This window comes from Streptosporangium sp. NPDC000509, assembly GCF_042898365.1.
In the GTDB taxonomy this organism is placed as follows: domain Bacteria; phylum Actinomycetota; class Actinomycetes; order Streptosporangiales; family Streptosporangiaceae; genus Streptosporangium.
Genome location: NZ_JBIAYX010000003.1, coordinates 296,733 through 308,643, shown reverse-complemented (window position 1 = coordinate 308,643; position 11,911 = coordinate 296,733). Strand labels below are relative to the sequence as shown.

At 70.0% G+C, this 11,911-nt stretch carries 12 protein-coding genes; 4 read left to right on the top strand and 8 right to left on the bottom strand.

Annotation, left to right across the window (positions count from 1 at the left end):
* Positions 1 to 939, bottom strand: coding sequence for a hypothetical protein (locus ACFY3D_RS07575; RefSeq protein ID WP_389976183.1), 939 nt, complete (start codon positions 937 to 939; stop codon positions 1 to 3).
* Between the two features lie 35 nt (positions 940 to 974).
* Positions 975 to 1,724 (bottom strand): CAP domain-containing protein, encoded by a 750-nt coding sequence (locus tag ACFY3D_RS07570; RefSeq protein WP_350943294.1) that lies wholly within the window; start codon positions 1,722 to 1,724, stop codon positions 975 to 977.
* Between the two features lie 564 nt (positions 1,725 to 2,288).
* Between ACFY3D_RS07570 and rplM the strand changes: the two genes are divergently transcribed.
* The 3 genes from rplM (at position 2,289) to glmM (ending at position 4,683) form a co-directional block, all read left to right on the top strand.
* Positions 2,289 to 2,732, top strand: coding sequence for a 50S ribosomal protein L13 (gene rplM, locus ACFY3D_RS07565; protein WP_344746717.1), 444 nt, complete (start codon positions 2,289 to 2,291; stop codon positions 2,730 to 2,732).
* 70 nt (positions 2,733 to 2,802) lie between these two features.
* Positions 2,803 to 3,324, top strand: coding sequence for a 30S ribosomal protein S9 (gene rpsI / locus ACFY3D_RS07560; protein ID WP_350943295.1), 522 nt, complete (start codon positions 2,803 to 2,805; stop codon positions 3,322 to 3,324).
* A 3-nt stretch (positions 3,325 to 3,327) separates the two neighbouring features.
* Complete coding sequence (glmM, locus tag ACFY3D_RS07555; protein ID WP_389976178.1) at positions 3,328 to 4,683, top strand: phosphoglucosamine mutase; 1,356 nt, start codon at positions 3,328 to 3,330, stop codon at positions 4,681 to 4,683.
* A 203-nt stretch (positions 4,684 to 4,886) separates the two neighbouring features.
* Here the strand turns inward: glmM and ACFY3D_RS07550 are convergent, their stop codons facing one another.
* The 6 genes from ACFY3D_RS07550 to ACFY3D_RS07525 all read right to left on the bottom strand — a co-directional run bounded on the left by ACFY3D_RS07550 (position 4,887) and on the right by ACFY3D_RS07525 (position 10,034).
* A complete protein-coding gene (locus ACFY3D_RS07550; RefSeq protein WP_362896003.1) occupies positions 4,887 to 5,603 on the bottom strand; it encodes an ABC transporter permease subunit in 717 nt (238 codons plus the stop codon).
* A gap of 2 nt (positions 5,604 to 5,605) precedes the next feature.
* Positions 5,606 to 6,520, bottom strand: coding sequence for an ABC transporter ATP-binding protein (locus ACFY3D_RS07545; protein WP_350943301.1), 915 nt, complete (start codon positions 6,518 to 6,520; stop codon positions 5,606 to 5,608).
* Entirely contained in the window at positions 6,517 to 7,407 is an 891-nt protein-coding gene (locus ACFY3D_RS07540) for an ABC transporter permease (protein WP_389976175.1), read from the bottom strand. The genes ACFY3D_RS07545 and ACFY3D_RS07540 overlap by 4 nt, the downstream gene beginning before the upstream one ends.
* Complete coding sequence (locus ACFY3D_RS07535) at positions 7,400 to 8,305, bottom strand: ABC transporter ATP-binding protein (RefSeq protein ID WP_389976171.1); 906 nt, start codon at positions 8,303 to 8,305, stop codon at positions 7,400 to 7,402. The genes ACFY3D_RS07540 and ACFY3D_RS07535 overlap by 8 nt, the downstream gene beginning before the upstream one ends.
* Before the next feature lie 84 nt (positions 8,306 to 8,389).
* A complete protein-coding gene (locus ACFY3D_RS07530; protein WP_389976168.1) occupies positions 8,390 to 9,340 on the bottom strand; it encodes a DUF389 domain-containing protein in 951 nt (316 codons plus the stop codon).
* 112 nt (positions 9,341 to 9,452) lie between these two features.
* Positions 9,453 to 10,034: a hypothetical protein gene (locus ACFY3D_RS07525; protein ID WP_389976165.1), complete on the bottom strand. Its 582-nt coding sequence runs from the start codon at positions 10,032 to 10,034 to the stop codon at positions 9,453 to 9,455.
* A gap of 552 nt (positions 10,035 to 10,586) precedes the next feature.
* On the opposite strand from ACFY3D_RS07525, the gene ACFY3D_RS07520 reads away from it, so the two are divergent.
* Complete coding sequence (locus ACFY3D_RS07520) at positions 10,587 to 11,786, top strand: cytochrome P450 (RefSeq protein WP_389976162.1); 1,200 nt, start codon at positions 10,587 to 10,589, stop codon at positions 11,784 to 11,786.
* Positions 11,787 to 11,911: the final 125 nt, after the last annotated feature.

The following is an 11,911-nucleotide window of genomic DNA, read 5'->3' as shown; positions in this document are numbered from 1 at the left end:
TCAGGGACGTTTTCCGGTCAGTGTCCGTGACTCCAGGGCGGGGGTGACGGTCGCGTCCGCCGCGCCGAAGGCCGCCTGGTTCAGCTTCTTGACCTCGGTTTTCTTCGGCATGTGGCCGTCTTTGTACTGGAACCAGACCATTACCACGTAGTGGCCGTGGCGCCATTCGCCGACGAATGCCTCGCCGGTGCCGAGAAGTTTGGTGACCTTATCCTTACCTGGCAGCGGTTTGATGTATTCCTCCCGCTCCTTGCCGGTGCTCGCCGAGACGACCTTGGACGCTCCCGCCGACGTCTTGAGGTTGGCGACCCCCACGGTGCCGATGATCTTCCCCGAGGCGTCGCGGAAGCTGGCGCGCAGGAGCTGGTTGCACCGCGCCGAGGTGAGGGCCTTCTGGAGCTTCTCCCCGACCACGGCCTTGTCGCACTTCTTGTCGGTCCTGCGGGTGGTCATCAGGTAGGTCTGCCCGCCGATCCGTATCTTCTTGTTCTTGAACACCTCGTTCAGGGTGAGAGGGTGCGGGTCGCTGGCGCGGGAGGAGGCGAAGCCGAACTTGCCCTTCGCGGTGTTCGCGGGCGGGATGAGGGGGGCCGCGACGGTGGGCTCCGTCGCGCCGGGCACCGGGTCGGGGTCGGAGTTGGCCAGCACGGCGAGGCCGATGCCCGCGGCGACCAGCGCCGCGAACGCCCCGGCCGCGATGTAGATCGGGCGGCGTGAGCGAGGCCCCTCGTCGTACGGGCTCCACATCTCCTTGCGAGGCCGCTCATTGGGCGCCTCGATGGGCCGCCCCTGCGGCCGGGGGGTCTGTGGGGCCTGGGAGGGGGAGTCGGGGGGGCGGTTGTTCTGCGAGGCGTCGAACCAGTGCTGGCCCTGTGCGGGCGGCGACGCGTCAGGCCGGTTGTAAGGCTGGCGGCGCGGCGGCTCCACGGGAAAACCCATGCGCCGAGCGTAGCCCGGTATCGGGGCCGCTTGGCTCAGGAGTATCCGAAGTCCTGGGTCCACCAGGGGCCGTCGGACCCTCGCACGGCTCCGACGCCGGTGGCCCTGAGCTCGCAGTTGAGGATGTTGCGCCGGTGGCCGCTCGTCCCCATCCAGCTGCGCACCGCGTCGTCGGGGGAGGTGTAGCCGCGCCCGATGTTCTCCGCGCCGCCGTCGCGGTAGCCGGTCGCCTCCATCCGCTCCCAGGGGGAGGTGCCGTCGGCGGAGTTGTGGGAGAGGCGGCCCGTGGCCGCCATTCCGGCCGAGTGCCTCCTGGCCGAGACGGTGAGCCTCCTGTCGATCCGCAGCGGTACGCATCCGGCCCGCCTGCGCTCGATGTTGACGAGCCGGACGACCTCGCGCTCCATCGCGCCGAGGGCGGAGGTGGCGCCGCCGTCGTCGCCGTTGAGGAGGAGGCGGGAGGGGCCGTCCTCGCCGGAGCCGCCGGAGTCGCCGAGTGACGTGCCGGGGGTCGGGGTGGGGCGCGGGCGCCGGTCCTCGGGGGCGGGGGTGGAGCGGGCGACCCGGGAGAGCGGGGCGCGCTCGACTTGGCCGGCGAGTGCGCCGCTGGGTGTGGGGCGTACGGGCCCGGTGTCGTTCAGGTAGATCTGGTCGGCGGCCTTCTCGTCGCGGCTGCCCCGGCCGATGATGAAGCCGACGAGCAGAACCGCGAGCAGGCACACGAACACCCCCATGCGGCGCAGGCGCGCTCGCTGGGTATGCCCGGGGTGAGGAAGCTGCCACATACCGCTATCAAAGATAGAGATGTTTGCGGTGAGGAAGAAGGGAATGCTGAGAACATGTTGGAACCGTTCTGTGAAGGTTCCGGCGCGATCGTCCTTGACTCGTCGTTCGGCGCCCCCTCTCGGGGAACGTCGCGCCGCCCGGTTTCAGGCCCGCTCCCGGAGAGGTTCCGACGCGGTGACCGGCCCCTTTCCGCGGTCGTCCGGGTCTCGGCGCCCCGCTCGCGGCGACCTTGGATATTCGGCATATAGCGCTGTACATCGGGATAAATCATCATCTCGGCGCCCGGTGTGTGACGGTTTCCTGGCACCGGCCGGTGGCGGGTAGACTGCCGGGGGAACCGCCGGAGAGTCATGTCGTTTTGCATGCGCTCCTCCGCGCCGGTATCCTGCTAGTTCGTTGTGTGCGAATTGGTCTCCTCTAGCAGACCGATACGCGGCGCGTCCGGCGTCATCTCCTCTTTATCTGGAGACGGAAGGTCCGGGCTGTCGTGTGCCCGCACCTACCGACCATGTTGCTGTCCTCTCCGACAGCGCCGAAGACGCGACCAAAGAAGGCATACGACCGTGCGCACGTACACACCCAAGCCTGCCGAAGTCGAGCGTCAGTGGCACATCATCGACGCCACCGACATCGTGCTTGGCCGGCTGGCCAGCCACGTCGCGATCCTGCTTCGCGGTAAGCACAAGCCGACCTTCGCCAACCACGTCGACACCGGTGACTTCGTCATCGTCATCAACGCCGACAAGGTCGCGCTGACCGGTAACAAGCTTGAGCAGAAGAAGGCCTACCGCCACTCGGGCTACCCGGGCGGTCTGCGCTCCATGACCTACGGCGAGCTCATGGACAAGCGTCCCGACCGCGCCGTCGAGAAGGCCGTGAAGGGCATGCTTCCCAAGAACGCCCTCGGCCGGAAGATGATCAAGAAGCTCAAGGTCTACGCCGGTTCCGAGCACCCGCACCAGGCGCAGCAGCCGGTGTCTTTCGAGCTCACCCAGATCGCCCAGTAGTCACTAGCTGCTTGTCGCCAGCAGCGTTGGCCGACGGCCGACGCCGAGTAGGAAAGTTAAGAGGAGAACCGTGGCTGAGCCCACCGGTGTCGAGACGCCCGTCGAGGGCGCTCAGGAAGCGTACTCCGCGGAGGAGTTCCCCTCCGAGTACACCTCCGAGTCCACTGCCAGCGGCGACGCCGCCGTCCGCAAGCCCATCACCACCGGCAACTCGTACGGCACCGGCCGTCGCAAGGAGTCCGTGGCCCGCGTGCGCATCGTTCCGGGCACCGGCAAGTGGACGATCAACGGCCGTACGCTTGAGAACTACTTCCCGAACAAGGTCCACCAGCAGATCGTGAACGAGCCCTTCGTGGTGCTCGGCGCCGAGGACCAGTTCGACGTCATCGCCCGCATCAACGGTGGTGGCGTCACCGGCCAGGCCGGTGCCCTGCGCATGGGTCTCTCCCGCGCGCTCACCGCCCTGGACGTCGAGGTCAACCGCCCGCCGCTGAAGAAGGCCGGCTTCCTGACCCGTGACGCCCGCGCCACCGAGCGCAAGAAGTACGGCCTCAAGAAGGCCCGTAAGGCTCCGCAGTACAGCAAGCGTTAAGCGTTGGGGCGCCTCTTCGGCACCGACGGGGTACGTGGGGTCGCCGGACGCGACCTCACGGCCGAGCTCGCCATGGACCTGTCCGTGGCCGCGGCTCATGTCCTCGGCGATGCCGGGGCGTTCAACGCCAGCGTCGGGCGGCGAGGCCGTCCCGTCGCCGTCGTGGGCCGGGACCCCCGGGCTTCAGGAGAATTCCTGGAGGCCGCGGTGGTCGCCGGCCTCGCGTCGTCTGGTGTGGACGTTCTCCGGCTCGGCGTGCTGCCCACCCCGGCGGTCGCTTATCTGACGACGGCTCTCAGAGCCGACATGGGCGTGATGATCTCCGCCTCCCACAATCCCGCGCCCGACAACGGGATCAAGTTCCTCACCCGGGGCGGCTACAAGCTGCCCGACACGGTGGAGAACGAGATCGAGCAGCGGCTCGGCGAGAAGTGGGAGCGTCCTGTCGGTGCCTCGGTCGGCCGTGTACGCGAGGCGTACGGTGAGGCCGACCGCTACGTGTCCCACGTGCTGTCCACTGTGGAGGGTCGTCTCGACGGCCTGAACGTGGTCCTCGACTGCGCCCACGGCGCCGCCCACATGGTGGCTCCCGAGGCGTTGCTGCGGGCCGGGGCCACCGTGGAGACGATCGGGGCGCGCCCCGACGGTCTCAACATCAACGCGGGGGTCGGCTCCACCCACCTGGATCGGCTCCAGCAGATCGTGGTCTCCCGGAACGCGGACGTGGGCATCGCCTACGACGGTGACGCGGACCGCTGCCTCGCCGTCTCGCACACCGGTGAGATCGTCGACGGCGACCAGATCATGGCCGTGCTCGCCATGGCGATGCACGCCGAGGGCAAGCTGATCGGCGACACCGTGGTGGCCACGGTGATGTCCAACCTGGGCTTCAAGATCGCGCTCAAGAACGCCGGTGTCGACGTCGTCGAGACCGCCGTGGGCGACCGCTACGTCCTGGAGGCGATGCGGGCCGGGGGCTACAACCTCGGCGGCGAGCAGTCCGGCCACGTCCTGATGCTCGACCACGCCACCACCGGGGACGGCCTGCTCACCTCGCTGCACCTGCTCGCGGTCATGGCGCGGGAGAAGAAGCCGCTCGCCGAGCTCGCCTCGGTGATGACGCGCCTGCCGCAGGTCCTGGTCAACGTGAAGGACGTCGACCGGTCCAAGGCATCGGCTCCCGAGCTGGCCGCCGCGGTCGGCGCCGCGGAGGCGGAGCTGGGCGAGACCGGGCGCGTGCTGATCCGGCCCAGCGGCACCGAGCCGATGATCCGCGTCATGGTCGAGGCCGCCTCGGCGGAACAGGCCGAGCAACTGGCCGGTCGCCTCGCCGAGGTCGTCCGTACGGCCTGCGTCTGAGGGGCCGGTGACCGTCCGAGAGTGACCGCTCTCGGTGGGAACGACGAAAGCACGGCCCGCACTCCGGTGCGGGCCGTGCTTTTTTGTCATGTCGTGGAGACGGAACCACCGACGACCCCGTCCACGCCTCCACCCCTGGTCGGAGCGCGTACGTCCCTCCGTCGCCCACCGGTGACAGCGCCGGCGACAGGGAACGCGCCCGGTCACTCGTCGCCGGTGAGGGAGAAGCTCCGCAGGCGGATGCCCGCCCAGACGACCGCGCCGACGGTGACGACGATCAGGGCGGGAACGGCGAAGCCGAGGGTGATCTCGGTGGAGAAGAACGCGGAGGACGACAGCTGGTCGGCGATCGTCTGGGCCCACTGCTGGATGGAGAACCTGCGGGCGCCGGGGACGAAGTTGCCGACCACGCCCTCCCAGACGAGCGCGTAGACGATGCCGATCGTGACCGCGTGCCGGGTCAGCACGCCCAGCAGCATGAACACCGCCGCGTACGCGATCCCGCCGATGAGGGAGCCGAGCGCGAAGCCGTACGCGATGCCGGATTCGAGGTTGACCAGGAGATAGGCCGCGACGAAGGTCGGTACGGCGGCGAAGAGCGCGAGCATCGAGGCGGCGACCACGAACTTGGTCTGGGCGATCACCGAGCGGGAGATCGGCTTGGACAGCAGGTGGATGATCGTGCCGTCGTCGATCTCGGGGGCGATCACCCCGGTCCCCGCGATCAGGCCGAGCAGCGGCAGCATGGTGCCGATGGCGAAGGTCTGCATGAGAGCGACGGCGGTCCGCTCGTCGGCGGCGCCGATGAACCTCATCAGCGCGGCCATGGCGATCAGCACGACGGGCAGCATGATCAGCAGCCAGATCCGGCGGCGGCCGAGGAGCGCCCGGTAGGAGATTCCGGCGATGACACCGTTCATGGTCAGCTGCTCCTGTTGATCAGGTAGGAGAAGACACTCTCCAGGTCTTCGTCGGCGGGGGAGACCTGCATGATCCGGACGTTCGCGTCCCTGGCGACCCTGGGCAGCAGCCAGGTGAAGCGCCGGAAGTCGACGGCGTGCACCTCCAGGCCCGTCTCGGTCAGCGAGACGGAGCCCGAGGAGGCGTCGGCGATCAGCGCGGACGCGAGGCGGCGGTCGTCGCTGGAGCGGACCTTGAACAGGTGGGGGCGGTCGGTCATCCGGCGGCGGATCTCGCGGAAGTCCCCTGAGGCGGCGTGGCGTCCGGCGACGAGGACCTCGATGTGCTGGGCGACCCGCTCCACCTCCTCCAGGATGTGCGAGCTGAACAGGATGGTCTTGCCCGCGGTGCCCATGGAGCGGACCAGGTCCATCAGGTGCAGGCGCTGGCGCGGGTCCATGCCGTTGAACGGCTCGTCGAGCAGCAGGACCTGCGGGTCGTGGACGAGGGCCGCGGCCACCTTGACGCGCTGGCGCATGCCCTTGGAGTACGTCTCGATCCTGCGGTCCTTGGCGCTCTCCATCTCGACCAGGGCGAGGGCCTTGCGCGCCGCGTCGTCGGGGTTGGGCAGGCGGTGCAGCCTGGCGCTGGACAGCACGAACTGCCAGCCGGTGAGGAAGCCGTAGACGGCCTCGCGCTCGGGGACCAGGCCGATGGAGCGGTAGATCTGGTGGTTGCGCCAGATGCGGTCGCCGTCGAGGGTGACGGTGCCGTTCGAGGGGGGCAGGAAGCCGGCCATCATGTGCAGCAGCGTGGACTTGCCCGCGCCGTTCGGGCCGAGCAGTCCGGTGACGCCGGGGCCGACGGTCATGGTGATGTCGTTGACGGCGACCACGTTGCCGTACCACCGGGACACCTGGGCCAGTTCGATCTTCATCGGGAGGCCGCCTTACGGTAGCGCGCGATCAGGGCCGTGAGGGACAGGGCGATGAGTGCGACCATGATCGCTCCCGCGACCAGGGTTCCGCCGCTCGCGGGGTAGATGACGCCCGCGCTGGGCTCGGCCCCGAAGATCCCGACGTGGACGGCGGCGTCCACCAGGAAGAAGGGGTTGATCAGCCAGGCCCACGCGGCGGCGCCGTCGTCGCCCATCGACTCCAGCGTCGCGAACAGCACGGTCGACACGGCCGAGGCGAGCAGGTAGAAGGCGATGACGGAGGCCACGCCCAGGCCGCGCCTGGGGGTGAACGAGGCGATGGCCACGCCGAGGCAGGCGAGCAGCAGCGCGTAGCCGACCGCGCCGACCATGGCGGTGAGGTATTCGAAGGTGTGCGTGTCGCCGGGCAGGTCGATGACCACCTCGCCGATGTAGAGCACGGTGAGCGGCACCGCGAGCAGCAGGAACATCGCGCTCGCCATCGCCGCGAGCTTCGCCCCGACGTAGTCCCAGATCGTCACCGGGCGCGACAGGTAGAGCGGCAGCACCCGGAAGCGCAGGTCGGGCGCGACGGTGTACGGCGACTGCGAGGCGAGGAAGATCGCGAGCACGGCCTGCATGACGATGGCGTACTCGCTGTAGCGCATCCCCTCCTGCTTGATCAGCGCCATGGCCGCGATGGAGACGACCGCGGGCAGGAGCATCACGCCCAGGAGCACGAACGGGATGATCTTCGAGCGGGCGGTGCGGCCGAGCCCGAAGATCCCGCGCAGGCTGTGCACGGTGAGTGCGACGGCGGCCTGGCGTCGACCGAGCCGTGCCCCCTCGTAGTGGCGGTATCCGATGTCGTGGATGACACCCGTGGGTCCGGAGACGGACTCAGACATTGGCGGGCTCCCTGAAGACGTCCTCGATGCGCTGGCGGCCCTGCTCCACGCGTACGAGGGAGAGGTCGAGCTCGCAGACGGCGTCGCGGAGCACGTCGAAGGTCTCCGGCGCGCGGACGTGGACGAGCAGCATCCTGCCGTGCGGGGTGACGGTCTCGCCCAGCTCGGTGAGGCGGGCCGCCAGCGCGCCCTGGCCCTCCTCGACCTCGACGGTCACCGTCTGGGTGCTCTGGGTGAAGTCCCCGATGGAGGAGGAACGCAGCAGCTTGCCGCCGTCGATCACGATGACGTGGTCGCAGACCCGCTCCAGCTCGCCCAGCAGGTGGGAGGTGACGAGCACGCTGATGCCGAACTCCGAGCCGATCCTGCGGATGAGCGCGAGCATCTCGTCGCGGCCCCGAGGGTCGAGGCCGTTGGTGGGCTCGTCGAGCAGGACGAGGCGCGGGTCGTGCACCAGGGCCTGGGCGAGCTTGACGCGCTGCTTCATGCCGGTGGAGTAGCCGCCCATCGCCCGGTAGCGCTCCTCGTACAGCCCGACGTGGCGCAGGACGTCGGCGGCGCGCTCGCGGGCCGCGGTGCGCGGCAGGCCGGACATCTGGGCCATGTGCACGGTGAACTCGGTGGCGGACAGGTCGGGTGGCAGGCAGTCGTGCTCGGGCATGTAGCCCACGATCCGGCGGATCTCCGCGCCCTTGGTCGTCACGTCCATGCCCAGCACCTGGGCACCGCCCGCGCTGGGTTCGAGGAGGCCGAGGAGGATCTTGATCAGCGTGGACTTGCCCGCGCCGTTGGCGCCGACCAGGCCGGTCACACCGGAGCCGACGGTGACGGTGAGCTGGTCGAGCGCCGTCACCCGGGGGAAACGTCTGGTTAGTCCCTCGGTGGCGAGGATAGTCATGCTCGGACACTATCCGTCGCCGCAGGTGCGCACCTCCGTCATGCGAAGGAGTCTCCCCTCGTCCAAAAGGTCAATTCTCAGGCGCTATCTCCCACCCGGGCGCGCCGGCAGCCGCATGCCGAACCGGGACCAGTAGGCCCTCTGGACGAGCAGCGTCACCACACCGGAGATCACCATGCCCGCGACGTTCACCCCGAGCTGGACGGCCGAGGCGGCCATGTCGCCCCAGCGGGCGAGCGCGGCGGCGATCGCGAAGTATCCGGCGGCGGGGACCGTGGTGACCGAGATGAAGACGCCGACCAGGGCCGAGGACTTGCCCGCGGTGACCGAGAGCACCCCGGCGGCCCCCGCGAGCAGCGCGACGATGAACGACCACCTGTCGGGCTTCACGATGAACTCGATCTCCTCGTGCCCGGTCGCGAGCGTGCCCACGCCGATCCAGCCGAGCCCCCGCGCGGCCAGCGCGCAGACGAAGGTGATCGTGAGGGCGGCGGCGAAGCCCAGGACGAGGGTCCCGGCCGCCCGGCCGATGAGGTTCCCGTCGGTGCGGAGCAGGCCGAAGCAGATGGCCGCGATCGCGCCGAACTCGGGCCCCAGCACCATCGCGCCGATGATGAGGATCGGTGAGTTGACGATCACGCCGATCGCCGCGAGCAGCGTGGCGATCGTGAGGAACGCGAGGAAGGCCCAGGTGAGCCGGGTGTCCTCGTCGACCCGCTGGGCGAACTCCGCCCAGACCACGGCGTCCTCGCTGTCGCCGGGTGCCTCCTCCTGGGCGCGCTCGGCCGCCTGTGAGATCGACAGGTCGATCTGCTCGGCCGCGATCGACCCCTCCGTGTGGAGGCCGAGCTCCTGGAGTCGCTCGATCACCTGGTTGGCGGCCTCACGGGCGATGTCGAACTGGACGAGGTCCCCTGCCGGGGAGCGCGCGACACCGGGGAACAGGACGATGTTGAGGACGCCGACGCACTCGTCGAGCACCTTCAGCACCTCGTCCGTCAGCTCCGCCGGAGTGATCACACGTAGATGCAGCACGGGCCAACCCTAGGACCTGGATCCCGGCCGGCTGAAGCCCGGGAGCCGCACGGTCGTCGTCCGCCCCTTTCCTGCTTCCCGACTGCCCGGGCCGGTGCGGGAGCGGAGCCCGTCAGGGAACCTTGAGGGCGGGGTCGGCGCTCAGGCGCCGGAGCAGGTCGGCCGTGCGGGAGGCCCGCTCGGCGTCCTGGCCGGTCCGGTGGTCCGACTCGATGGCGTCCGCGAGGGCGCCCAGCTCCCGCGGCGGCAGGAAGGCGTGCGCCGCGCGCAGCCGCAGCAGGATTTTGCGGCCGCCCGGCTCCTGGGCGTACAGGTACAGGTAGGGGAGCCGGTGGCCGGTCAGGTCACGGGCTCTTGAGCACTCGGGGAAGGAGTCCAGCCAGACGCGGGCCCGCGCGAGATCCACCCTGCGCGTCGTGAACGCGCCGTGGACCTCCACGACGCTTCCCTCCATCTCCGCGCGGAAGCGGAGGACGCCGAGGAGGACGATGAGGAAGACCACCATGACCAGGGCGAGGGGCAGCGTCAGGATCAGAGAGGGGTCGTCGAGGGAGAGCTCGACGGCCCGCCCGATCTCCGAGATCGCGAACAGCGGGAAACCGACGAAGGGGACGGCGAGGAGTATGGCAGCGATCTTCATGCCGGTGCTCGCGCCGACGCTCAGCTTCAGCGGACCATGAGATGAGATGCTCACACATAAGATACTAATCCCCTCTTCTGGCGAGGGCTTGGTGCTGTCACGGCATGCATAACCGCAGGCGGGGAAGTTTTTTACCTCCGATGGGTGAGTGGCCGAAACGGGGCCCGGAAAGGTAACGAGGTGTGACGCCGGAGGTTCGCTACGTCATGATCATGGCTCTGACATGCGGATTTGTAGTCGGACGGTTACCGGTCGCGTCTTGGTTCACGGTTTCGGGGAAGGGGCGGGTGTACGTTCTCGCCGCGCCGGAGCGGGAACGGACGACCTATTCACGGGATACCTCCGCGGCGTTTATTCAACCAATTCTGTCAATAAAACACTGATATTCCCCATCGTTCACTCAATGACCATCGAGAATGACTCGCAGGTATAGGCTTCCGCTGTTCCTGGTGTGGTGTCGGCCTTTTTCGTCGTCGCCGCCTGCCGGCGGGCTCACGATCCGGTCGCCCGCCCGGCGAAGGTGGCGGGCGGCGCCCTCTCCCGGCGGGGCGCGCGGGCGGCACCACCCGCGCGTGCACCCGAGGTCACGGACGGCATGGGGGTGGGATGGCGACGGCCGGTGAGTCGGATCGGACCGCTTCCGGCGGAGCGGCGCGCCGGTACCGCCGTGACCCGCTGGGGTTCGTCGAGTGGGCGGCCCGCGAGCACGGCCCGGTGTTCCGGCTGCCCGACGACGGGTCGCTGTGCGTGGCCGACCCGGTCGAGGCCCTGCGGGTGCTGCACAACGAGGAGGGTCACTACGACGAGGTGTCCGACTTCTTCCATGTCCGCGGCGGGCGGCTGGGACCGCGGGAGACGCAGGTCGCCATCGGGCGTGCGGCGCGGGCGACGGTGCGCGCCCACCTGGCCGCCCACCGCGAGCGGCTGCCCGCCGTCGTGGCGGGGCTGGGGGAGGTCAGCGAGTGGCCGTCGGCCGGGCGCACCGCCGCGCACCGGTTCCTGGCCGAGGCGCTGCTGCGCCCGGACAGCCCGCCGGCGCTGCGGGAGCTGATGACGCGGGTGGTGGAGCGTGACGTCCTGATCCGTCCCGGCGGCCGGCCGGCACGCGTGGCGCGGGCGGCGCTGTGGGCGCGCGTGGTGCGGGCGGTCGCCGGCGAGGTGCGCGCCCGCCGGGCCGGCCGGGCCGGTCTGACCGGTCCGGCCGGTCAGGAGCCCGGTCGCCCCGGCGACCTGCTGGACGCCGTGCTCGGGTCCACCCCGCCCGACACGCCCGCCGCGCAGGTCGCCCAGGTGTATCTCCTGCTGTTCCGTACCTCGGTGGCGCCGGTCGGCCACGTGGTCGGCTGGGCGCTGCTGGCGGCCGCCGCCCACGGCGTCGACCTGGCGGACGTGCCCGCGGAATCGGCCGTACGGGAGTCGCTGCGGCTGTGGCCGGTGGCGTGGCTGCTGGGCCGCCCGGTACACCGCGCCCACCGGATCGGCGGCGTGCGGCTGGAGCCGGGGGAGAGCGTGTCGGTCTGCGTCTATCTGCTGCACCGCGACGAGCGGTACTGGTCGCAGGCCGCCCGGTTCCGGCCAGGACGGTGGGACGACGGCCCCGGCCCTCGCGGGGCCTACCTGCCCTTCGGCGGCGGCCCGTTCACCTGTGCCGGGGCCGCTGTCGCGCAGACCCTGGCCACCGGCCTGCTCGCCGCCGTGAGCGACGGCGCCCGCCTGGAGGTGCGCGGCGGCCACGGGCGCCCCCACGTCGCGGGCATCATCACCCCGCCCTCGTTCCAACTGCGCCGGACCCCCATCAGACCCTGACCGCCAGCGGCCACCAGGAAGGGAGGTGAACTCCATGAGGAAGTTGCTGCGCCGTGTTACCGGCCGCCGGGTCAACCGGCAGGCATGGTTCGTCTGGTAAGACTCTCTCCCCCTCCGGCCGCGCC